The 22,946-nt window shown below is 61.5% G+C and carries 22 protein-coding genes; 12 read left to right on the top strand and 10 right to left on the bottom strand.

Going from position 1 to position 22,946, the window contains the following annotated elements; all coding sequences use genetic code 11:
- Nucleotides 1-57: 57 nt before the first annotated feature.
- Together CDV49_RS10570 and CDV49_RS10565 are read right to left on the bottom strand one after the other, a co-directional pair.
- Nucleotides 58-453: a VOC family protein gene (locus CDV49_RS10570; RefSeq protein ID WP_088215499.1), complete on the bottom strand. Its 396-nt coding sequence runs from the start codon at nucleotides 451-453 to the stop codon at nucleotides 58-60.
- A gap of 145 nt (nucleotides 454-598) precedes the next feature.
- Nucleotides 599-895 (bottom strand): ribbon-helix-helix domain-containing protein, encoded by a 297-nt coding sequence (locus CDV49_RS10565; RefSeq protein WP_088215498.1) that lies wholly within the window; start codon nucleotides 893-895, stop codon nucleotides 599-601.
- 193 nt (nucleotides 896-1,088) lie between these two features.
- Here CDV49_RS10565 and CDV49_RS10560 point away from each other — a divergent pair, with 193 nt between their 5' ends.
- From CDV49_RS10560 to CDV49_RS10545, 4 genes are all read left to right on the top strand, one after another.
- A complete protein-coding gene (locus CDV49_RS10560; protein ID WP_088215497.1) occupies nucleotides 1,089-2,015 on the top strand; it encodes a carbon-nitrogen hydrolase family protein in 927 nt (308 codons plus the stop codon).
- 128 nt (nucleotides 2,016-2,143) lie between these two features.
- Nucleotides 2,144-3,343 carry an AAA family ATPase gene (locus tag CDV49_RS10555; RefSeq protein ID WP_088215496.1) on the top strand — a complete coding sequence of 400 codons (1,200 nt, stop codon included), beginning with the start codon at nucleotides 2,144-2,146 and terminating at the stop codon, nucleotides 3,341-3,343.
- A gap of 11 nt (nucleotides 3,344-3,354) precedes the next feature.
- A complete protein-coding gene (locus tag CDV49_RS10550; protein ID WP_088215495.1) occupies nucleotides 3,355-4,371 on the top strand; it encodes a ParB/RepB/Spo0J family partition protein in 1,017 nt (338 codons plus the stop codon).
- A 76-nt stretch (nucleotides 4,372-4,447) separates the two neighbouring features.
- The gene (locus CDV49_RS10545) at nucleotides 4,448-5,533 is read left to right on the top strand and encodes a replication initiator protein A (RefSeq protein WP_088215494.1); all 1,086 of its coding nucleotides are present in this window, start codon (nucleotides 4,448-4,450) and stop codon (nucleotides 5,531-5,533) included.
- A gap of 476 nt (nucleotides 5,534-6,009) precedes the next feature.
- On the opposite strand, the gene CDV49_RS10540 is transcribed toward CDV49_RS10545, so the two are convergent.
- A complete protein-coding gene (locus CDV49_RS10540) occupies nucleotides 6,010-7,119 on the bottom strand; it encodes a TDT family transporter (RefSeq protein WP_088215493.1) in 1,110 nt (369 codons plus the stop codon).
- 150 nt (nucleotides 7,120-7,269) lie between these two features.
- Between CDV49_RS10540 and CDV49_RS10535 the strand changes: the two genes are divergently transcribed.
- Entirely contained in the window at nucleotides 7,270-8,151 is an 882-nt protein-coding gene (locus tag CDV49_RS10535) for a LysR family transcriptional regulator (RefSeq protein WP_088215492.1), read from the top strand.
- A gap of 7 nt (nucleotides 8,152-8,158) precedes the next feature.
- Nucleotides 8,159-8,287: a hypothetical protein gene (locus CDV49_RS20880; RefSeq protein ID WP_256947310.1), complete on the top strand. Its 129-nt coding sequence runs from the start codon at nucleotides 8,159-8,161 to the stop codon at nucleotides 8,285-8,287.
- A gap of 197 nt (nucleotides 8,288-8,484) precedes the next feature.
- Here CDV49_RS20880 and CDV49_RS10530 read toward each other — a convergent pair whose 3' ends face one another.
- Genes CDV49_RS10530 through CDV49_RS10505 form a run of 6 tightly spaced genes read right to left on the bottom strand, consistent with a single transcriptional unit; the run spans nucleotide 8,485 to nucleotide 14,417 of the window.
- Entirely contained in the window at nucleotides 8,485-10,215 is a 1,731-nt protein-coding gene (locus CDV49_RS10530) for an ABC transporter ATP-binding protein (RefSeq protein ID WP_088215491.1), read from the bottom strand.
- Nucleotides 10,216-10,228: 13 nt separating this feature from the next.
- Nucleotides 10,229-10,594, bottom strand: a complete 366-nt coding sequence (locus CDV49_RS10525) for a Rid family hydrolase (protein ID WP_088215490.1) — start codon at nucleotides 10,592-10,594, stop codon at nucleotides 10,229-10,231.
- Nucleotides 10,591-10,962 (bottom strand): Rid family hydrolase, encoded by a 372-nt coding sequence (locus CDV49_RS10520; RefSeq protein WP_088215489.1) that lies wholly within the window; start codon nucleotides 10,960-10,962, stop codon nucleotides 10,591-10,593. The genes CDV49_RS10525 and CDV49_RS10520 overlap by 4 nt, the downstream gene beginning before the upstream one ends.
- Before the next feature lie 13 nt (nucleotides 10,963-10,975).
- A complete protein-coding gene (locus tag CDV49_RS10515) occupies nucleotides 10,976-11,857 on the bottom strand; it encodes an ABC transporter permease (protein WP_088215488.1) in 882 nt (293 codons plus the stop codon).
- A 1-nt stretch (nucleotide 11,858) separates the two neighbouring features.
- On the bottom strand, nucleotides 11,859-12,863 hold the full coding sequence (locus CDV49_RS10510; RefSeq protein ID WP_088215487.1) for an ABC transporter permease: 1,005 nt from the start codon (nucleotides 12,861-12,863) through the stop codon (nucleotides 11,859-11,861).
- A gap of 57 nt (nucleotides 12,864-12,920) precedes the next feature.
- Nucleotides 12,921-14,417 (bottom strand): ABC transporter substrate-binding protein, encoded by a 1,497-nt coding sequence (locus tag CDV49_RS10505; protein WP_088215486.1) that lies wholly within the window; start codon nucleotides 14,415-14,417, stop codon nucleotides 12,921-12,923.
- A gap of 278 nt (nucleotides 14,418-14,695) precedes the next feature.
- On the opposite strand from CDV49_RS10505, the gene CDV49_RS10500 reads away from it, so the two are divergent.
- Both CDV49_RS10500 and CDV49_RS10495 read left to right on the top strand, forming a co-directional pair.
- Nucleotides 14,696-15,286, top strand: a complete 591-nt coding sequence (locus tag CDV49_RS10500; protein WP_256947309.1) for a TetR/AcrR family transcriptional regulator — start codon at nucleotides 14,696-14,698, stop codon at nucleotides 15,284-15,286.
- The gene (locus tag CDV49_RS10495) at nucleotides 15,283-16,833 is read left to right on the top strand and encodes a gamma-glutamyltransferase family protein (RefSeq protein ID WP_088215484.1); all 1,551 of its coding nucleotides are present in this window, start codon (nucleotides 15,283-15,285) and stop codon (nucleotides 16,831-16,833) included. Before CDV49_RS10500 ends, CDV49_RS10495 begins: the two co-directional genes overlap by 4 nt.
- 227 nt (nucleotides 16,834-17,060) lie before the next feature.
- On the opposite strand, the gene CDV49_RS10490 is transcribed toward CDV49_RS10495, so the two are convergent.
- Complete coding sequence (locus CDV49_RS10490) at nucleotides 17,061-17,933, bottom strand: IclR family transcriptional regulator domain-containing protein (RefSeq protein WP_088215483.1); 873 nt, start codon at nucleotides 17,931-17,933, stop codon at nucleotides 17,061-17,063.
- A 213-nt stretch (nucleotides 17,934-18,146) separates the two neighbouring features.
- On the opposite strand from CDV49_RS10490, the gene CDV49_RS10485 reads away from it, so the two are divergent.
- The 4 genes from CDV49_RS10485 to CDV49_RS10470 all read left to right on the top strand — a co-directional run bounded on the left by CDV49_RS10485 (nucleotide 18,147) and on the right by CDV49_RS10470 (nucleotide 22,946).
- A complete protein-coding gene (locus tag CDV49_RS10485; RefSeq protein WP_306424945.1) occupies nucleotides 18,147-18,959 on the top strand; it encodes an amino acid ABC transporter ATP-binding protein in 813 nt (270 codons plus the stop codon).
- Between the two features lies 1 nt (nucleotide 18,960).
- On the top strand, nucleotides 18,961-21,291 hold the full coding sequence (locus tag CDV49_RS10480) for a xanthine dehydrogenase family protein molybdopterin-binding subunit (protein WP_088215481.1): 2,331 nt from the start codon (nucleotides 18,961-18,963) through the stop codon (nucleotides 21,289-21,291).
- A gap of 29 nt (nucleotides 21,292-21,320) precedes the next feature.
- Nucleotides 21,321-22,178: a transporter substrate-binding domain-containing protein gene (locus tag CDV49_RS10475; protein ID WP_088215480.1), complete on the top strand. Its 858-nt coding sequence runs from the start codon at nucleotides 21,321-21,323 to the stop codon at nucleotides 22,176-22,178.
- A gap of 102 nt (nucleotides 22,179-22,280) precedes the next feature.
- Nucleotides 22,281-22,946 carry an amino acid ABC transporter permease gene (locus CDV49_RS10470; RefSeq protein WP_179209174.1) on the top strand — a complete coding sequence of 222 codons (666 nt, stop codon included), beginning with the start codon at nucleotides 22,281-22,283 and terminating at the stop codon, nucleotides 22,944-22,946.

Genomic DNA, 22,946 nt, shown 5'->3' with positions numbered 1-22,946 from the left:
GGGTCGCCCCCTCCTCCGGGGCTGCCTACCGCCGGGGTGGACCCCGGCGGGCCTTCATTACAGGTAGCGACCGGCGCGCTGCAGCACCTCGATCTCGTAACCGTCGGGGTCCTGAATGAAGAAGAATTTCGCGATCACCTCGCCCCCGGGCGCGAAATCGACCAGCTTGCGGGGCGCAAGGCCAAGTTGTGTCAACCGCGCGTGCTCGCTGACGACATCATCGACGGAAACGCCCAGATGACCATAGCCGTTGCCGCGCTCGTAGGGCTCCTCCCGCCCCTTGTTCACGGTCAACTCAAGCTCGAAGCTGCTTTCGGCATTCGCGAGATAAAGCAGCGTGAAACTGTCGAAATCCAACTTGTCCACCAACTCCAGCCCGAAGGCCCGGTGGTAGAAATCGACAGACCGCGCCTCCTCCATCACCCGGATCATGGAATGGATCATTTTCGCCATGGTCATTCTCCTCGCAAGTAAGGAAAACCGCTTTCGACCGGGCCGGGGTAGTATCATCTTACCCGCCGGGATTTTTTGTAGGCCCCGGGCGGTCGCAGTCCTGATCAGGGCCATAAGGCCCCGCGCGCCGGAGCCGGTCAGCGGATCAGGCGGCGCGGTTCATGTCCCTGCCCTGCCCGGCCTGACGTTTCTCCAGAAAGACGAGGCACGAGCACCGGAGCAGCGACGTGAAATTCGCAGGCTCGCCGTAAAGCTCCAGAACTTCACTGTGCAGGGTGGACAGGAAGGCACTGACGGAAATGTCCTGATCGGCCGCGATCTCATCTATGATCGCCCAGAAGGCCGCCTCAAGCCGCACCGAGGTGCTCTGTCCATTCAGCCTGAGCCGACGGGTGATGGGTTGATAACGTGCCGGATCCTGCTTCGCGAACATTTCGCACATGGCTCGGTCCCCCCTAGCTGTCGGAAAGCATCGCATGCAGTTCTGAAATGTCAAAGAATCGCGTGGCCTTGCACCGCGTCCTCCGACTTTTTTACGTCATCGGGCGCGTTCGGCCACGGGAATCAGGGGGGTGGAATCTCGGCAACGCGCCGCCTAACGTCGCACCGGGAACGGGAGATCACGGGGAGACATCATGAAAATCAAGGCCGCCGTCATTCAGATCGGCTCTGTACCCTTCGACGCCTCCGCCACGGTGGAGAAAGTAGGCGAGCATGTCCGCGCTGCCTCGGCGCAGGGGGCCGAACTGGTCGTGCTCCCGGAGGCGCTCGTGTCCGCCTATCCAAAGGGTGTCGATTTCGGTGCACGGGTGGGCGGACGCCTGCCCGAGGGGCGTGACGCATTTCTGCGTTATTTCGACAGCGCCATCGATGTGCCGGGCACTCATACCGACCGGCTGGCGGAGATCTGCCGGGAGGCGCGGGTCCATATGGTGATCGGCGTGATAGAGCGCGACGGTGGCACACTGTACTGCACGGTGTTGTTCTTCTCGCCGGAGGAGGGGCTGCTCGGCAAGCACCGCAAGCTCATGCCAACCGCGATGGAGCGGCTGATCTGGGGATTTGGCGACGGCTCCACCTTGCCGGTCTTCGAGACGGAGATCGGGCGGCTCGGCTCTGTCATCTGCTGGGAAAACTACATGCCGATGCTGCGCATGGCGATGTATGGCAAGGGCATACAACTCTACTGTGCGCCCACCGCCGATGATTCCGATGGCTGGACCGCGAGTATGCGGCACATCGCGCGCGAGGGCCGGTGCTTCGTCTTCAGCACTTGCCAATATATCACTCGCGCCGCCTTCCCCGCTGATTATATCCCGATTCAGGGCAACGATCCAGAAACCGTGCTCATGCGTGGCGGCTCTGTCATCGTGAACCCGCTGGGCGAAATCCTCGCCGGTCCGGTTTACGGAGAGGAGGCGACGCTCATTGCAGAGGTCGATATGGATGACATCGCGCGCGGAAAATACGACTTCGACGTTGTGGGTCACTACTCACGGCCCGATATCTTCAGTCTGATCGTGGATGAGGAGCCCAAATTCCCGGTGATAGGCAGGGAATAGCCAACCCCCCGATCCTCTCCGCGCTCTTTTTCATCCGATTGGAGGAGGGCGCGGAAATCGTTGCGGTATTGAATGAGTTGTGGGATGTTATTCGCAACAAACGTTCATAATCCACGGCGGGGACATTCATGGATGCAGTGATTGGCCAGATCGGTGATCTGGCGACGTCGGGCGAGCGGATGATCGAACGCCTGCGGCGCAAGGCGTTCCTGCCCGGCAGTCGCAAGGGTCTCAACCTGCGCATTGGTATCGCGGAGGCGGCGCAGCTTCTGGGATGCTCCACCAACCGCATCCGCATGGCGGAGGAAGACGGGCGCCTCCCCCCTCCCCCGCAGTCTGAAAACGGTCGGCGGCCAGGATATTCCATCGAGCAACTGCTCAACATGCGGGACGTGCTCGGTGCCAGCCCCCGCCGCGGCCCCGATGACACGCCGGCCATCATTGCGGTGCAGAACTTCAAGGGTGGTGTCGGAAAATCCACCGTAACCACACATCTTGCACATTATTTCGCGGTTCAGGGATATCGTGTGCTGGTGGTTGACTGCGACAGCCAGGCCACCACGACGACGCTGTTCGGCTTCAACCCGCATTTCAATATCGAGCGGAACGAAACGCTCTACCCCTACCTTTCCATCGATCCGACGGAGGCCACGCTCAACTACGCCGTCAAGCGGACGCCATGGCCGAACGTGGACCTGATACCGTCGAACCTTGAACTGTTTGATGTGGAGTATGAGCTCGCCGCTGCGGGTTCGGACGGCCAATCCGTGCTGCCTTTGCGTTTTCGCAAGCTTAAACAAGGTCTTATAGACCTTTCCAAGAATTACGATGTCGTTATTCTGGATCCGCCGCCGGCATTGGGCACCATCTCGCTCGCGGTGATGCAGGCGGCGAATGCGCTTCTTGTCCCACTGGCTGCAACCACGCCCGACTTCTGCTCCACGGTGCAATTCCTGTCCATGATGGATCAGGTCCTGCAACAGCTCGACGGTGCAGGTATTTCCGTGGACTACAGTTTCGTGCGGTTGATCTGCTCGAAGTTCGACAGCAACGACCCCTCCCATGCCATGATCCGCACCATCATGGAGCAGACCTTCGGCCCCGCGCTGATCCCTGTTCCAATTCTGGAGTCTGCGGAGATCAGTCATGCTGCGCTCCGTATGATGACGGTCTATGAACTCGAGAAACCCATCGGCACCGCCAAGACCCACAAGCGTTGCCGCGCCAATCTGGATGAGACGCTGTCTCAGGTGGAACAGCTCGTCCGTCATGGCTGGGGGCGGATCACCCCGGCTGATGAGGCCGATATTCTCTACGCGGCGGGCTGAGGGGGAAACAAATGGCGCGAAAGCAAAGCGACTATCTGGCCGATCTGCTTGGTAGCAACGACCCCTCCCCTGCCACCGAAAGGGTACGTCCCAGCACGCTTCTGAGTCGCGAATCCGCCCTCGCCCGCGTGCAGTCCGGGGAGGTCAAGCAGGTCACGCAGCTTCTCCTCGACCCTTCTCGCGTGCGCGTCTGGTCGGGTAATGCGCGGCGTTATGACCGGCTGACCGAAGAAAACTGCGCTGATCTCATCGAATCGCTGATAGCGGAGGGGGGACAGAAAGTTCCGGCGGTGGTGCGGCATGTCAGCGACGATCCCGCATATGATTATGAAGTCATCGCAGGAACCCGCCGTCACTGGTCCATCAGCTGGTTAAGGGCTCATTCCTACCCGGAAATTCAGTTTCTCGCACAAGTTGCGATGCTCGATGATGAGGCGGCATTTCGTCTCGCGGACATCGAAAACAGGGCGCGCCGGGACATTTCTGATCTGGAACGTGCGCGAAATTACGCTTCCGCCCTTTCCAGTCACTATGGCGGCAAACAGAAGCGAATGGCGGAGCGGCTTCGGGTATCGGAAGGCTGGCTGTCCAAGATGCTGCGCGTGGCGGCCATTCCCGACTCCATTCTTGCGGCCTTCAGTTCCGTGGACGACATCCAGCTCAAACCGGCATACAGCCTTGCGCAGGCCCTGAATGGCAGGGACGCCTTCAGAGCCATCAGCGCCGAGGCGCTTCGGATCGCCAAGGAGCAAGATGACCGGCGCCATGCGCGAAGGGAGGCGCTCTCCTCCTCCGATGTGCTCTCCCGGCTGATGGCTGCCCCTCGCGAAGAAACCTCCCGCGCACGAAGCAGACCGCTGGTGTTCAATTCCGGCCTCGGGCGTCCGGCGCTTTCTGTTCAATCGGTGAGCCGTCAGGGCATCACGCTCCGCCTCCATTCCGGTTCGGGTGCAAGTCGCGAAGAGCTTGCCGGGGCGCTTATGGAAGCGCTTGATCAGCTGGAGTCGGGTGGCTTCGATCTGAAATGATGTCCGCTGCGAAAAGTTTCCCCGGGGAAACTTTTCATGGCCTCTTTCGCAAGAAATTTCCCCGGGGAAACTTCCGATGACCATCTCCCGAAGCAACCGTGGACCGGAACAGTTCGATCTGTTTCTACCCTACATCGCCGACCTGCCCCTGCGGGATCAGCGGGAAATGATGGAGCGCCCGTTCTTCAGTCTCGCCAAGTCGATTCGTACGAAACCCATCGACTATCGCAGCCCGGACGGAAAGCTCTGGGTTCATGTTTCCGCCAACCCGGACTACGGCATGGCCACGATCTGGGACGCCGATATCCTGATCTATTGCGCCAGCGTCCTGGCCGACATGGCGCGACGCGGCATCAACGATATCCCGCGGAAGCTCGACCTTATGCCTTACGATTTGCTCCGTTCCATTGGGCGGCCCACTACCGGGCGTGCCTATGAGCTGATGGGGCAGGCGCTCGACAGGCTTGTAGCCACGACGGTAAAGACAAATATCCGCGCGGAGAACCGGCGTGAGGCGACTTTTTCCTGGCTGGATGGGTGGACCCAACTCGTAGATGAACGGACAGGGCGCAGTCGGGGAATGACGATTGAACTGTCCAACTGGTTTTACGAAGGCGTTTTGATGACAGGCGGTGTACTGTCGATAGAGCGAGCTTATTTCGCGATCACGGGCGGGCGGGAACGCTGGCTTTACCGGGTCGCACGCAAGCATGCGGGGGGGGCAGGCGAGCAGGGCTTCGCGATCTCCTTTCCGACATTGTTCGAAAAATCGGGCGCGGAGGGTCAATACCGCCGCTTCAAGTTCGAATTGCTCCGCATAGCTGACAAGAACGAACTTCCGGGTCACGCCCTCGCCGTCGAACATGCGGCGCGAGGAGAACCTATGCTGCGCATGCGCCGCCTGTCTCAGCCCGACAAGATTGCCCAGGTCATCATCGATACGCGTGCACGTCCGAAGACACTAAGCTCCGTCTATGATCTCTCTGATGAGACGACGAAGCGGCTGCGATCCGAATGCCCCGGATGGGACCTGGGCTTTTTGCTCCGCGAGTTTCAGGCTTGGGTAGCAGAGGCCGCAGGCCGCGCGCCCACCAATCCAGAAGCAGCCTTCATCGGCTTCGTGCGCAAATACCACGAACAAAACCGGCATCTGCTTCGCTGAGCGTTCCCGAAGTGTCGTGCGCCTCCGCGGTCCTCCGACAGGACACTCGATCATCAGCCAACAACACCCCGCAATTGAAGCTCTCACGGCGGAGAGGCATCAAAAGTGATTCAAACCAATGCGCGAGGAACGCGCAAAATCGGAGTCGTAGACACATCGGGAACGGGTTTCGGCACTTCAGGAACAGTGCCCCGACACATCGGGAACGAGCACATCGACATATCGGGAACGTATGATCGATCCTTCGGGAACGAAGCCCGGGAAATAGTCATTCGTTATCATCATATTAGGGCCTGATTTTTCGCTGTAACTGCTTAACTTCAATATAAACCTTCTAAGCGTGATCATTTCTTTCTTTGATTTGAATTGCCGCAACAAACGGTCATTCATCACGCCCCGAGCGAAATCGATAGCGTCTTTCCGGCCTAAGCCATTTAGGCGAAAGCACTTTCCCTACCGCGAGGTGTTAAAATTTTTCACTTTGGCACGCATGGAGAAGCAAACAATTCCCCCCGCCATGCGCCAGCGAGCGTCCGCCCGGCAACGATGACCCATATCACCCCCAGCAGACCGACCATCGAATATCCCAAAAGACCAATCGCGGTAATCGGCAGCAGAACCGACAGTTTGAGGGTCGCAAGGGCATAGACCCCGATTGGAAAGGTGTAGCCCCACCAACCGAGGTTGAACGGCAGGCCATCTCGCAGATAGCGGCAGGTGATCAACAATGCCATCGCGCACCACCACAGCCCGTAGCCCCACATCATGACCCCGCCGATAAGGCCAATACCTGAGGCCGCGGCACCATACTGGTCCAGACCATGGGCTGTCAGGATATCAGGCGCTACCTGACCGAGGGTCATCAGCCCCAAGGCTCCAGTGGCGATCGGACCCAGAGCCAGCCAGCTTGACGCCGCCATGGACGCGTGCGGAAGCTTGTGAAGTGCGAGCCGCAGCAGCAAGACGACCAGCATGCTCATCGCAATCGGTACCGAAAGCGCCCAGAGTGTGTAAGAGACCCAAAGAACGGTCAGCCCGTTTACCGCATGGGGCGCAAGTAACCCACCGGAAACGGCCGCTACCTCCGCCGCTACCACTGGCAGAAGCCAAACCGCAGTCATCTGCTCCATCGAGTGGCTCTGCCGGGTGAACATCATGTAGGGTATGGCGACGCCGCAGAGGGCTGCCAGCGCCACGTCTATCCACCACAGTGTCTCGGCCACGATAAAGACGGATGCTCCGAAACGTTGCGCGCCATAGATGAGAAAGCCATTGATGATCGTTGCGAGGCCCATCGGGATGCAACCGAAGAACATCGCCATGACCGGATGGTTGAAGACCTGCTTTGCCTCGCCGGGGAAGATGGCCCACCGAGCGGCGTAGATCACGGTGAAAAGGCTGAAAAGGACGATATTGGCTACCCATAAAACCTCTCCCATCGCGCGAAACGGCGTCTGGGCGAGGGCGACGGCGAGGATCCCTGTGCCCATCGTTACCGCGAACCAGTTGGGCGTAAACTGCCGAACCACTTCCCGAGAGCTGTCGAGGCGGCTGAGCGGCTGGAAGGTGGATGTCACGGTGCGCATCGTTTCGTCTGTCCTTTTGGGTCCTGCGGCGGAGATAAAGACACCGGGATCACCAATCCAACGGATTAAACTTGTTCGAATGATCTATTTTATCGATGATAGTTTACGCCCGTTGCGGGGCAGGGCGCTTCATCACGCAGAGGAAGAAAGATGACCCTGGAACAGTTACGAATTTTCATTGCCGTCGCAGAACGCCAGCATGTGACAGAGGCCGCGCGTGCGCTGAACCTCACGCAGTCCGCCACCAGCGCCGCCATCGCAGCGCTGGAGGAACGCCATGATGTTCGGCTTTTCGACAGAGTCGGGCGGGGGATCGTATTGACTGATCTGGGGCGGAGCTTCCTCCCCGAAGCACGCACGGTCGTTGCACGGGCCGAGGAAGCGGTAGCCTTCCTCGCAGCCTCTACCGGTCTGCACCACGGGCGGTTGCGGCTGGTCGCCAGTCAGACCGTCGCAAACTACTGGCTGCCGCCGATCATGCAGAGTTTTCACGCCGCCCACCCGGGGATCGAACTGACTTTGCGGATCCTCAACACCCACGACGCAGGAAGCGCCGTCGCGGAAGGGGAGGCTGATCTCGGTTTCGTGGAGGACGAAGTGTCCTCCCCTGCGTTTACACTTACGCCTGCCGCCATGGATCAGCTCGTCCTCGTCGCCTCGTCGCCGGTGGCGGATCCTGGCAGGGCGGGTTGGGTCTTTCGTGAAAAAGGCTCGGGAACCCGTGCGATATTGGAACAAGCGCTCGCAGCAGCCGGTGTGACACCGAGGATTGAGATGGTGCTCCCCTCCAACGAAGCCGTGCGTGCGGCGGTGGAGGCGGGAGCAGGGATCTCCGCTCTCTCTCGCGTGGTTGTAGAGGCGTCGCTTGCCGCTGGCCGGCTGGTCGAGCTTCCTTTTCCACTGCCACCCCGCATGTTCCATGCCGTCCGCCCCACGGAACGCCATGTAAGCCGCGCCGCGCAGGCTTTCCTGAACGCCGCTCTCGGCACTGCAGACCTTTCTTTGGGGAAGGCAATCCTGTCGAGCACCTGAGGCAACGGTGCGCAGGCTCTCCTTTGGCAATGTGCCGGTCGTGCGGGGTGATATTGTCATCATGGATGACTGTGGTGTGCTGATCCTTCCGCCTGAGGAGGCGCCGGAGGTGTTGGAGGAGGCCACTGTCCGGTAGGCGTGCGCCAACCGCAGTCGTGGTCGCATTGCCGCAGGCGAGAAGCTCGGCGACCTGTCAGGGGCCAGCGCGCTTGTGGCGGCGGCGATCTGAGGGCATCGCGCCCGTGCAGGGGAGGGGGGCCGGCCTCATGCCGGACGGGGGTCAATGGATCCCCGCAGCCGTCTGGCAGGCAGGCTGACCCTTGAGCAGTCGGTCTATGCTTCCCAAACTCGGTGGTCCTGCCCGATCTGTCGCCATGAGCCGAGCGCGGGAGTGCTGCCGAGCGGAAATATCGGTGAAGGGGTAGGCTCACCCATCGGTGCGCGGTCCATCCGTCGGCGAGGATGTGACACCGGCACCGCCTGAAGCAACCGTCGTGTATAGGGATGAGAGGGCTGGCCCAGCACCGCGTAGGCCGGACCTTCCTCAACGATGCGCCCGCGATACATCACGACAATGCGGTCGGCGACACGCTCCACCACGGCCATGTCGTGACTGATGAAGAGCATGGCGAGATCATCGTCACGCTGGAAGGATTTCAGCAGATCGAGAATCTGCGACTGGATTGCTACATCGAGCGCAGAGACAGGTTCGTCTGCAATCAGCACTTTCGGGCGCAAGACCAGCGCCCGGGCGATGCAGATCCGCTGGCGCTGGCCGCCGGAGAACTGATGGGGATAACGGTCAAGGCTCCCCTCCGGCAGGCCGACCCGCGCGATAAGCGCTTCCAGCAGGGCGCCCTCCACCGGCAGGCCCCTTATACGCAATGGCTCCGACAGTATCTGGCGGATAGACATGCGCGGGTCCAGCGCAGCGTAAGGGTCCTGAAACACCATTTGAATATCGGCGCGCGCGGCGCGCAGATGCTCCCCCTCCAGCGTCAGGAGATCACGCCCTGCCAGGAAGGCGCGCCCTTCGGCCACGGGGAGGAGCCGCAGCAGGCTCTTGGCAAGCGACGATTTTCCACAGCCGCTTTCGCCGATGATCGCCACCGTTTCCCCGGGATGCAGATCGAAGCTCACATCCTCCACCGCATGAACATTGGCGATATGACGACGGAGCAGGCGGGAGCGCACAGGATAACGGGCTGTCAGGTGGTGGACGGATAACACGGGCGCGGCGCGATCAACCTCGACGGGTGTAGCTGTCCCGCCTTCCCGGAACTTCGGTGCAGCATCCAGCAGCTTGCGCGTATAGGCGTGACGGGGGGCGTCGAACACTTTCTGGACCGTGCCCTCCTCAACGATTTCACCCTGAAGCATGACGGCAACGCGATCGGCGATCTCTGCCACGACGCCCATGTCATGGGTGATGAACAACACCGCCATTCCGTTCTGCTTCTGGAGGCCGCGGATCAGCCCCAGGATCTCGGCCTGCACCGTTACGTCAAGCGCGGTCGTGGGTTCATCCGCGATGAGCAGGTCCGGTTCACAGACCAGTGCCATGGCGATCATCACCCGCTGCCGCATGCCGCCCGAAAGCTCATGGGGATATTGGGCCATACGGCGCTCGGGGTCGCTCAGGCGGACCTGCTCCAGCATGGCAAGCGCGCGGACTTGCGCATCGGCGGCCCGGCCATGCTGGCGGATCGCCTCCGTCAGCTGAGCACCGATCGTCATCACCGGGTTGAGCGATGTCATCGGGTCCTGAAAGATCATCGCAATCCTGGCGCCCCGGAGCCGCCGAAGCACTGGCTCCGGGGCCGCCGCGAGATCGACAGGTTCCTTGCCTGAGAGGATGATGCGGCCGCCGGTGATCCGTCCTCCCTGAAAGTCGATAAGACGCATCACCGATTTCACCGTGACGGACTTGCCGGACGCGGATTCTCCTACGAGCGCAAGTATCTCGCCCCGGTGGACATCAAGAGACACTCCGCGCACAGCGGGCTGAGATTGTCCGCCAAAGGACACGACCATGTTTTCGATGCTCAGGAGGGGTGCGCTCATCGGTTTATCTCCGTCACGCAGCCGCGCGGTGGGCCCAGGCGCGGATTTCCAGCAAAGAATCCCGGCGCGAGGCCGCCATCTGCACCACGGAAAGCCCCGGTGCCTCGCCATCGCCGATCCAGTCGTTCCAGACCGTCACGAAATCCGGCCAGTCCGCCATGTCGGCGATCCAGAGTTGCGCATTGATGAGAGCGCTTCGGTCTGTGCCCATCTCCGCCATCAATTCGTCGATTACGCCCAGGATGCCGCGTGTCTGACCGATGAAACCTTCCGCCTTGTCAGGCGCGGTAAGGCAGACGGATGCGATATCCCCCGCTGCGGAGCCAAGGAAAATCTTCGGCCCCCAACTGTCCTTGCGCCCGGTTTTCCGAATACTCATGCTGCGGCTTCCTGGCGGTAAGCGACGGCGACGATCTCCAGAAGCAGATCCGGTCGGTAGAGCTCTCCGGAGACGCAGGTCCGCGCAGGGGGGTTCGTGTCGTCCACCCATGTGTTCCAGACGGAATTCAGCGCCGAAAAGTAGCACATGTCCTTCAGCCAGATCGTCACGCTGAACAGGTCGGACTGCGAGATGCCGGTTTCCGTCATCAGCGCGTCGAGCTGTGCGATCACATCCTTCGCCTGTTCCTTGATGTCGCCGTCCAGATTGCGGGGCTGCAGCCCGGTGAAATGAACCCACTGACCTGTTTGGCAGACCAGCGAACGGCGTGCCCCGTCCATCGTGTCGAAGTGAGAGCGTTTGGTCATCAGTATTTGCCTTTCAGTGCGATTTGAGTTTCGGGTCGAACTGGGTCCGCAGGACGTCCCCCAGCAGGTTGAGGCCCAGAACAGTCAGAAAGATGGCAAGGCCGGGGAATAGCGCCATCCACCAGGCGCTGGAGATGTAGGAGCGCGCATCCGACAACATCCCCCCCCAGGTCGGAATGGTGGGCGGGACGCCAAGGCCCAGGAAGCTCAATGAGGATTCCGCGATGATGGCGTTGGCCATCGAGAAGGTCGTGATGACAATGATCGACAGCATGACGTTGGGCAGGATGTGATGACGGATGATGAACCCGTCCTTCGCGCCGAGCGCGCGAGCGGCGGTGACGAACTCCCGTTCCTTCAGCGCCATGGCCTCTGCCCGCGTGACCCGCGCATAGGGGATCCAGCGTTGGGCCGTCAGGGCAACGATGACGATCGTCAATCCCTGACCGATGAAGGCCACAATGGCGATGGCAAGCATAAGCGGCGGGAAGGACCAGGTGATCTCTACCAGCTTCTGGATCGCGCCATCGATCCGACCGCCGAAATAGCCGGACACTATGCCAAGAAATACGCCGGCGACGCTCGCAAACAGCGCCACGCAAAGGGCAATGACAAGCGACACACGTGCACCGAAGATGATGCGGCTCAGGATGTCCCGGCCGACATGATCCGTGCCAAGCACATGCGGCCCCGTCCAATCCGGGGGCAGCATGGCAGACATGAGATCCTGCCGGTTCGGGGCATGCGGCGCGAGGATGGGTGCGAGGATGCCGGTCAGGATCAGCAGCCCCAACACCGTGAAGCCGAATGCGGCCTTGGCGCCGAACAGGTGCCGGTAACGGGTGCGAAGGGTCTGCCAGCGGGTGCGGAATTCGGGGACGGAGATCTCGGCCATATCAGTTGATCCTGATGCGCGGGTCGATGACGGTGTAGAGAATGTCGATGATCAGGTTCACCAGGATGAAGATCGTCGTATAGGTCAGCACGAGCCCGACGATGAGCGGGAAGTCCCGCGCCCCTATCCCTTGCACGAGCAGACTGCCGATGCCGGGCCAGGCGAAGACCGTCTCGACGATCATTGCCCCTGAAAGAAGCGCGCCGAATTCCAGCCCGACGATGGTGACAACACCGACCAGCGCATTGCGGAAGGCGTGGCGCCAGAGGACCCTCGCGCCGCTCAATCCCTTGGCGCGGGCGGTCATCACGAAATCTTCGCCGAGCGCGTCCATCACCGAGGCGCGGGTGAGCTGGGTGATGATCCCGGTCATATTGGTGCCGAGCACAATGGCAGGCAAGGCAAGGTGCTTCAGAGCCTGGCCAAGTGCATCCCACCTGCCCTGAAGCAGTGCGTCAAGGATCAGAAACCCGGTGATCGGCTCCAGTTCCATACCCCATGGCTCTCGACCGCCCGACGGCAACATATGCAGGTGTCCGGCAAAAAGCAGGATCAGCAGAATGCCGATCCAGAAGTTCGGTGCCGAAATACCCGCGAAGGAGATGGCGGATGCAATTGCGTCCCACATCGTCCCGGGGCGTGCCGCCGCCAGCACGCCAAGCGGAATGCCGATAAAGACCGCGATGAGCGTGGCGGCCACGGCGAGTTCTATCGTCGCGGGCAAGCGTGTCGCAATGACGTCGAGCACGGGTATCTTGTAGCGGAAGCTGTCGCCAAAATCGCCGACAACCGCCTTTGCCACGAAGTTGGCGAACTGGAGAGGTGCGGGCTGATCCAGCCCCCACGCTTCCCGGATTCGGGCCTTTTCCTCTGCCGTGGCTTCGTCCGACACAAGCATGCTTACCGCATCGCCGGGCGCGAACTGCATCAGTGTAAAGATCAGCGCGGCGACAACCAGCAGGACCGGAACGGCCCCCGCGAGCCGTCGTGCGATATAGAACAGCATGGTGCTTCCTTCATGAGGGAATTGGCACAGCGCGCGTGCAGCAGCTGAAAGTCGGCGTCAGTTCACGAAGATTTCCCAGCCGTTTACCTGGTCGGCCGGCCGCGGCTGGAAGGTGACGGTGTTGGAGATGCCCCAAGCCATCTGGTGCTGCCACATGAAGGCCGCCGGTGCTTCCTCGACGAGGCGGGAGATCACGGACTGCATCTTCTCATTGCGCAGGGCGGGATCGAACTCCGCCTTTTCTGCCGCAAGCCGCGTATCCAGTTCCGCGTCGGAATAGCCAATCCGGGGAGAACCGCCCGTGCCGAAATACTGGTGGAGTGCCCGCGACGGATCGATCATCGAGCCGCGCCCCATATAGTAGAACGGCACCTTGCCCGCCTGCACGTTCGACCAGAGCGTGGCCCATTCCGGCGTCTCCAGCGTGACCGTGAAACCGGCGTCTTCCAGCATCGGCAGCATGGCCTCCGCGATCTGGCGGTCGGCCGTATACCGACCCACGGGAGTGGAAAGCGTGATTTCTACGCCTTCGAGCCCGGCCGACTTCAGCAGGTTCCGTGCCTTTTCGGGATTGTAGTCGTAGGGGCTGACGAAATCCGGATCAAAGCCGATCTGGCCTTCGCTCACCGGGCCATTCAGCAAAGCTGCCTGCCCTTGCAGGATGGCCCGGACGATGCCTTCGCGGTTGATGGCATGCGCGACGGCCTGCCGCGCCTCCTTCCTGTCCCAAGGGTGGGTTTTCGGTGACATGGCGAGAAACATCATCTCCACCGAATTGATGGTCTCGATCCGGGCATTGGGCATGTCGCGGACGCGCTGCACAAGTTGCGGCGGCACCCCTTGCGCGATCTGCACCTCACCATTGGCAAGTGCCGTCACGCGTTGCTCCGGTTCCGGCAGGATGCGGTACATGACCTGGCGGGGATTGTTCGGCGACAGCATCGGATGCCCGTCGTTCCGCTCAAGGATCATATGCTCACCGATCCGCACCTCAGCGAGTTTGTAGGGCCCGGCGCCATAGGGTGCCTTGCTGAACATCTCTGCTCCATACTGGTCGTAGAGCGCCTTGGATGTCACCACGATCCCGGCGAGATTATCCCGCAGGGTCGCATCGGCGGATGTCGTCCGGATCAGCACAGTAAGGTCGTCGACGATCTCTACCTTGTCGATGCTGGAGACAAGATAGCCCTTGCCGGAAGTCGGGTCGTTCTTCAGGAAGTTGATGGAATGAACGATATCCGCCGCTACCACCTTCTCGCCGTTGTGGCGGGTGAGTCCCGGGCGCAGGCGGAGCTCCCATGTCAACGCGTCCACCGGTTTCACGCTCTCCGCCAGATAGGGGACGTATTCCTTTCTGTCGAAGTCGTAACGCATGATGCAGCCGTAAATCTGGCACCATACGCTGGAAACGAGCACGACCGGATCGGAGTAGGGGTTATGGCCGGAGATCGTCTCGGTGATCGCGACGGCTACGCGGGCATTCGTCGGCTCTGCGGCAGTCGCCGGCGCGGAAAGAGCCACGGCGGCGAGGGTGGAAAGCAGAAATTTTTTCATGTCCGTCCGTTTTGCTCCGGCCTGCCTCTATGGGGCAAGCTGCTGGTGTAAAAGGATATGTTGCTGGCGTTTTGGCTTGCTTCGTAAGTAAGTGAATGCTTACTTACCTGATGAACAGGCAAATTTCGTGGATTCTGGCAAAAACGCCCGCCATCCGCAAATTATGCCTGATTCATAGGCGTTCAGAATGACGCTTGCACATGAAAGGGACGAAAAGCGTGCGAGAAAGCAAGGCGAAGGCAGATTCCAACGCGGTGCACGGTGTTCAGGAACGGCTGATGACAGCTGCGACGGCGGAATTCGTGGCGCAGGGCTATCATGGTGCAAGCGTGTCGAGGATTATCGAACGCGCGCAATGCAATGTGCGGATGATCTACCACTACTTCGGTAGCAAGGACGGTCTCTATCGTGCCTGTCTGGAACGGGTCTATGACGATCTGCGTGCGGCAGAGGCGCAAGCAACCTTCTGGGAAGACCCGCCGGATCACGCGATCGCGGCCCTTGTGCGTTTCACCTTCGACTATATGACCGCGCATCCCGAGTTTCAGGGCATGATGCGTATCGAGAACATGGTGGAGGGGGAGAACGTTCGCAGGCTCATGGCAGTCAACCACCGCGCAGGGAACCTGTTCACCAGAATCGACAGCGTCTTGTCGCGAGGGTCCGCAGAGGGCGTATTCGCGCGGCGCCCGGAGGCGGCTGAACTCTACCTGTCCATTCTCGGTCTTGCCACGATCCACTCCTCCAACCGCCATACAATGGGTGTCGTGCTGGGAGAGGATCTTGCCAGCCCCGCCTTTCTCGAGCGACGCCGCCGGATTTTGCCCGACATCATTCTATGCTGGCTGCGAACCGGGGTGGAGGAATGAGCCCTGCGATAACGACCCCGCATCCGCTTGCGACCGCGGCGGGGCAGGAGATTCTCGCGGCGGGCGGCACGGCGGCAGAGGCGATTATCGCGGCGGGTGCCGTCCTGACGGTTGTCATGCCGCATTTCTGTGGCATCGGCGGGGATGCGGTCTGGCTGCTGGTTGACCGCCGCGGGCAGAAGAGCTGCCTTCTCGCTATCGGCCAAGGTATAGCGCGGCCCCCGGTTACCGGTGCAATCCCCCAGCGCGGTCCGGGTTCTGTTCTCACCACCGCGGCAGTCGTGGACGGTTGGGGCAGGGCGCATGCGCTTTCCACCCTGCACTGGGGGGGGCGGTTGCGGTTCGGCGATCTGATGCAGCCAGCCATCGGACTGGCAGAGTCCGGTTTCGTCATCTCGGCGTCCCAGAAGTTCTGGCGCGATTTTCGCGCTTCCGAAGCGGAAGACTGGCCTGGCTTCGCGCAGCATTTTCCCCGCCATGCCATCGTGCAACGTCAACCAGACCTTGCGCGCAGTCTGCGTGAGATAGCCGAACACGGCCCGCGCAGTTTCTATGAGGGGCTGCTGGCGCAGAGAATTGTTGCCGGATTGCGCGCGGCGGGCGTGGTGATCTCCCTCGATGATCTTGCGCGGACACGGTCGCGGGAATGTGTGCCTCTAGAATTACCTTATCGCGATTTGACGCTTCTGGCGCCGCCCGCGCCAACGCAGGGTGCGGTGACGCTCGCCATCATGGGTATACTCGAGCGCTTCGAGTTGAGCGCCCTTGCGCCCGGAAGCGCGGATCACCTGCATCTGTGTGTGGAGGCAGTCAAACGCGCGTTCCTCTCTCGCGACGGAATTGCGGACCCGCGCTTCGCGCCGGATAGGACGTCGGAGATGATCGCACCTGCGCGACTGAACAAGGATGCGGAGGAGATCGACCTTCATCGCGCCTTGCCGTGGCCGGCCGTCTGGCAGGCAGGTGACACGGTGTTCCTTGCCGCGCATGACGCGCACGGAAATGCCGCGAGCGTATTGCAAAGCACGTATTTCGACTGGGGGAGCGGGGTTATTGCTGGCGACACGGGTATCCTGTGGCAGAACCGAGGCGCCGCATTTTCCCATGACCCTGCGCACCCCAATGCATTCGCGCCGGGAAAGCTGCCGTTTTACACGCTGAACCCCGGCATGGCCCTGCGGGAGGGGCGGCCGCGGTTTCTCTACGGTACACAGGGGGCTGATGGCCAACCGCAGACGCTCGCGATGCTATTGACCCGCCTCATAGACTTCAAGGAGACGCCGGAAGCCGCCTTGCGGGGGCCACGCTTCTTGCTGGGCCGCACCTTTTCCGACAGTCGCGACAGCCTGAAGATCGAAGCGGATGCTGGACCGGCGCTGGCCGCCCTGCAAAGCCGCGGACACGAAGTATCGCCCATACCGGAGTTGAGCCCGCTCTCCGGTCAGGCCGGCGTCATTGCGCTGTCGAGAGAGGGGGCTGTCGCCGCGCATGACCCGCGTGGTGAGGGAGAAGGCGTGGTAATATCACCCGTGGAATGCCATGCATGAAATGGGTTGCGGTTGAACGCCGCCTTCCGGATGGACTTCAGCCTTATTCGCGATGCTGGGGCGCGAGGTCGAGAGTTGCCATCGGTAACATGCGGGCAGTTCCGGCGATCGCTGCGTGTTACCGACGGCGGTATTGGGCCTGTCCCCCGGTCCGAACCACGTTCCATCATCATGCAGGACAGAAGCGCATTTCTAAATCCGACAGCAGGGTAACGGTCGAGACCATTTCAGCCTTCGGAGAAGCCGCGTCGCACGACCAGTTCGTGATCCACGTTTCTTGACCTCGTGACAAAGGCCCGGCTGATATTCTCTGCAGCGCGCTGTATTGCTGGCAGAAACTGCGATTTGACCTGTTCGGCGTTCGCCCGCGTCATCGGTGTGCCGACGTTGATGGCCGCAACAGCGCGCCCTTCGGCGTCAAACACGGGCACGGCAACCGATATCAGACCTTCCTCGAACTCCCCTTCGACGAGCGCATAACCCTGATCGCGTACCGTCGCGAGACGCTCTGCAAAAAGGACGGGATCGGTGATCGTCCGGGGCGTTACCGGCTTCAGAAGTTCGGGGTTGAGAATTCTGTCCAGTTCGGCGGGCGGCAGATGTGCAAGCAGCACCCGGCCGAGGGCAGAAACAGCAGCCGGCACACGCGTACCCACCGAGATCGTGACGCTCTGCACGATCCGCCGGGCCTCTGCACGGGACAGATAAACGACGTCGGACCCGTCCAGCACCGCGAAGGAGCAATTTTCCGAAAGCTCCTGCACCACCTCCTCAAGGTAGGGCTGCACGATCTCCCGAAAGTTCCAGGTCGAGAGGTAGGAATAGCCAAGTTCGAGCATCTTGGGCAGCGGGCTGAACGATTCCTGCTGATTGCTGAGATATCCGAGCTCTGTCAGCGTGAGCAGGAAGCGGCGTGCCGCAGCACGGCTGAGGCCGGTACGCTCCGCGACCTCGCTGGTCGTGACCTGCGGCTGATGTTCGGAAAAGAGGCGCAGAACCTCGATGCCGCGTGCCAGAGCAGAAACAAAGTCAGCCGGCTTGATCTTGCCCGCGGCGTTCGCGGGTTTGCGGCTCGTCGAGGCCTTGGCGATTCTCGCCATGCGATACTCCCTTGGGTCTTTGCGGACGGGTTGGGGCCGGGTCTGCAGGAAATGGCGACCGCTGGGCCACGCGATATCGCACAGTATGATGGCATTTCGGGCAATGACAAGATCACATTGCGGAATGAAAGGACTGATAACGGGCAAAATTCATATTTTCGCACTGATGTGCGAAAATATGTTGACACCTAAGGTCGAAGGCGCGAATTTTGCTTGTCCGCAACAGGAGGAGCCGCTTTGGAAGCTTTGAGGATTGAAAAGCTCGTCAAGGAGTTCGGCTCTATACGCGTCTTGAAAGGTATTGATTTAACCGTCAACCGCGGTGAAGTGGTTGTCGTGCTTGGTTCATCCGGTTCCGGTAAATCGACCATGCTGCGTTGTGTCAACCTGCTTGAGATACCGGACGAAGGTGCGATTTACCTGGATGGCCAGAAAATCGGCAGAGATTCGGGCAAAGGGACGGAATATCCCGCTGCGGAGCAGACGAAGGTGCGCGGGCAGGTTGGGATGGTATTCCAGCAGTTCAACCTCTTCCCCCATCTGACGGTCGAGCAGAATGTGATGCTGGGGCTTCTGAAGGTCCGCAAGCTCGGAGCGGCGGAGGCGCGGGCCATCGCGCACACCTGTCTCGACAGGGTGGGAATGGCGGACAAGGCCGGGCGTTACCCTGCCGCGCTGTCGGGCGGACAACAGCAGCGTGTGGCGATCGCACGCGCGGTGGCCATGCAGCCGACATTGATGCTTTTCGATGAGCCCACGTCCGCGCTCGACCCGGAGCTGGTGGGCGAGGTTCTGAACTCCATGCGGCTTCTGGCCGAGGAGGGCATGACGATGATCATTGTCACGCACGAACTGGGCTTCGCCTATAACGTCGCGACGCGCGTTGTCTTTCTCCACAACGGCTGCATCCATGAGGACGGACCGCCGCATGAGGTGCTCGTTCGCCCCCGGACACCCCGGATGAGGGAGTTTCTCGCGAGCCACTCGCAATTCCGCATTCCCGAGCACAAGATGGCGGCGGAGTGAAATGCAGGGCATTGCGCAGACCGCTCATCGGATAGAGGATCGCCGTTTTCTCCGGGGTGAGGGGCGCTACCTGGCCGATATCCGGCCGGAGGGTTGCACTGCGATGGTGGTCGTGCGGTCTCCGCATGGCAATGCCCGGATCGGAGATATAGACACTGCGGCGGCTCTCGGGATGCCCGGAGTGCTCGCTGTACTGACCGCTGCGGATGTCGCGAACGCCGGTGCAAAGGCGCTCCCCTGTCTGGCGGAGATAGGCAAGTGGGACTGGGCGCGACCTGTGCTTCCCGCCCGGCCGTTGCTGGCCGCGGATCAGGTCCGTCATGTCGGTGAGCCGGTCGCGGTGGTGATTGCCGAAACGCCTGATATGGCGCGCGATGCGGCAGACATGGTCGTCGTCGACTACGAACCGCTGGAGACCTGCGCGACCGTTGAGCAGGCCCTTGCGGGAGAAACAAGCATATGGCCGGAGGCCCCTGACAATATCGGGTTTGACTGGCATTCGGGTGATGCGGAGCGGGTTGCCGACGCCTTTGCACGTGCCGCCAACGTGGTATCGGTGGACCTTTACAATAACCGGGTCGCCGGCATGTCGCTGGAGACGCGCGGTGCGATAGGTGAGTGGGACGCGCGCGAGGAGCGGTTCACCCTGCATGTCTCCTCTCAGGGGGGTCATGCGATCCGCCGCATCCTGTGCCAGAACGTGTTTGGCATTCCAGAAGGGCGGATGCGGGTCATCACGCCGGACGTGGGCGGTGGGTTTGGCCCAAAGATTTTCGCCTATCAGGAATATGCGCTGGTGCTGCTGGCGGCGGTGAGACTGAACCGGCCTGTGAAGTGGGTGTCCGATCGCGGCGAGGCCCTGATCAGCGATACCCAGGGGCGCGCACAAACCTGCCGGGCAGAACTCGCGCTCGATGACACGGGCCGCTTTCTGGCAATGCGGTTCGACTGCCTTTCGGACATGGGTGCCTATCCGGGGCAGCATGGGCCGAACATCGCTACTGTCGCAGGCGACGGCCTGCATCCCGCGACCTATGACCTGGAGGCCGTGCATGTCCGTGTTCGCGGCGTGTTCACAAATACACTGCCTACGGACTCCTATCGCGGTGCCGGTCGGCCCGAAGTGACCTACGCCGTTGAACGGCTGGTGGATGCAGCAGCGCGCGAGCTCGGTTTCGACCCGGTAGACCTGCGGCTCAGGAATTTCGTGCCGCGCGGGAAGATGCCCTTCACGACGGTGACGGGGCAGGTTTACGACGATGGGGATTTCGCCCAGTTGGCGGAGCGCGCCGTCGCGCTTTCGGATTTCACCGGGCGGGAGTCGCTCCGGGAAGCGGCGCGGGATTGCGGCAAGCTCTCCGGCATGGGGTTGGCTTACTTCATCGATCGCTGTGGCCGGGGGCTGGATGAATTTGCAGAACTGCGCTTTGATCCGTCCGGTTCAGCAGTGCTCATGGTCGGCTCGCAGAACAACGGTCAGGGTCATGAGACGGCCTATGCCAATATCGTGGCGCAGGGTCTGGGATTGGATCGCCGCCTGATCCGCGTCGTTCAGGGGGATACCGATCAGGTCGCCTTCGGGCGCGGCACAGGCGGGTCGCGCGCTCTCGCGGTCGGGGGGAATGCGGTACATCTGGCCACCGGCCGGGTACGAGAAAAGCTTGAAGCCATCGCGGCGCATCTGCTGGAAGGCGAGGTCTCGGCACTCCGACAGGAGGAAGGGCGGTTCCACCTGACCGGCACGAACCGCAGCGTGACGCTGGCAGATTGCGTGCGCGCGGCTTTCACACCACCACTCCTCCCCGCCGGCATGGAGCCGGGGCTGTCCATCGCCGCGCATTACCGGCCGGAACGTCCGACCTTTCCCAACGGCTGCCATGTCGCGCAGGTCGAGATCGACATCGAAACGGCGGAGATCCGGCTGACCCGTTATGTGGCGGTGAACGACGTCGGCACGATCCTCAATCCCCGTCTGGTGGAAGGTCAGTTCCACGGCGGTCTGGCGCAGGGCATCTCGCAGGCGTTGTTGGAGGAGGTGGTCTATGACCCCGAAACCGCCCAGCCGCTGACCGGGTCACTGATGGACTATTGCTATCCCAAGGCAGACGATTTCGTCGCCTTTGAGATTGATTTTGTGGAAATCCCGTGCCGCACCAATCCGCTTGGCGTGAAGGGCTGCGGTGAGGCGGGGACAATCGCCGCTCCGCCTGCCATTGCCAATGCGGTGATGGATGCGCTGCGCGACTACGACACGGAGGGCCTTCAGATGCCCTTCACGGCACCCAAGCTCTTTGCCGTCCTGGCGCGCGGTCCCCGTGCGGCGGGAAAGTGAGCGCACAAGGCCCCAACACGGAGAGAAACATGACGATCGGCACGTGGATGAAAGCAGCCGCCGTTGCGGCCGCGTTAACTGCGCCGGGCGTGGCGCTTGCTCAATCGACCTGGGAGCAGATCCAGTCCACCAAGAAGGTGCGGCTCGGCTGCGCCCAGTCCGTACCCTGGTGCTTCAAGGATCTGAGCGGCACGACTGATGGTGTGAGCGTGACGTCAAACGGAAGTGTCTATCGCGGCGTCGCTGTCGCCATCGGCAAGTATATTGCCGATTCAATGGGGGTGGAGCTTGCAATCGTGGACACGACCTGGGGCAATGCGGTGGCAGGGCTGCAGGCGAACCAGTACGACTTCATGTTCCAGCTTGACGCGACGCCCGAACGCGCGCTCTCGATCGACTTCGCCGGACCGGTGATGTGGTATCCGGTAGCACTTGTGGTGAAGGACGATTTCGCGCCAACCACCTGGGCAGAGCTGAGCGACCCGAAATACCGCCTCGCCGCGCCCGCAGGAACGACCTTCGTGGATGTCATCTCCGAGAAAGCGCCTGCCGCAACGCTCGCCACCTTCCAACAATCGAGCGAAGCCATCGCCGCCTTTCAATCCGGTCGCGTTGACGGGGCGGCCTCCACCGGACCGATGGCGGATGTCACGCGTCTTCGGCTGAAATCCGGCAAGACGCTCGTGCCGAAACCTGTGGTCGCGCGCCCCTCCAGCGCCGGGATCCGCAAGGAAACCGACGAGCGTTGGAAGAACTTCCTGCAGGTCGCCGTGACCTATGCCTATGACACCGGCACCACGGACAAGCTCTATCGCGACTTCCTCGCCTGGCGCGGGCTTGACCCCGCCACTGCCGTCTCCACGCGGCGCGAGGATCTGATGCGCTGAGCCTCTGCCCGTTCCGGCCTTGCGCCGGGCGGGCCCATGCTCTCCTCGGGGGTCGGCAAAGGTCTGACCCGGATTGGAAGCCCTCTGCGGAAGGACGGACAGGTGGACTACGTTTGGGACTTTTCCGCCGTCTGGCGGAACATGGATCAGCTCCTCGCAGGGCTGAAGGGTACGGCGATCCTGACGGTCGCCTGTCTGACACTGGCCCTGCCGCTTGGTCTTGCGCTTGCCGTCATGCGCATGTCGCCGCAACGCCTTATCCGCTGGCCCGCCGTGGCGGTCGTGGATTTCTTCAGGGCAGCTCCGGCGCTGGTACTCATCGTCTGGTTCTATTTCGCCTTTCCGCTTATCGCGAATGTGAATCTGGATGCTTTCGGCGCCGCCTTCTTGGCCATCGGCCTGCAATCCTCCGCCTATATGGCAGAGGTGTTCCGCGCGGGTATGCAGGCCATCGGTCGCGGACAATGGGAGGCCGCATCCGCCATCGGGCTGACCAAAGCGGCAGCGGTGCGTCACGTCATTCTGCCGCAAGCCGTGCGGCACATGATACCGGTGTTCCTCATCAGATTTGCCGAACTGGTGAAGGGCACGACGCTCGCCGGTATCATCGCCTATGGCGAGACGGTCTATCAGGCGAACATGCTGGCCGCTCAAACCTATCGGCCGCTGGAGGTCTTTACCCTCACGGCGCTGGTGTTCTTCGTGCTGATCTTTTCGATCACCGGAGCGGCTCAGTTTCTGAACGCACGTCTTGGGCGGGGAAAGTAG

This window comes from Haematobacter genomosp. 1, assembly GCF_002196855.1.
GTDB lineage: Bacteria > Pseudomonadota > Alphaproteobacteria > Rhodobacterales > Rhodobacteraceae > Haematobacter.
This window is presented reverse-complemented; position numbering and strand designations above follow the sequence as displayed.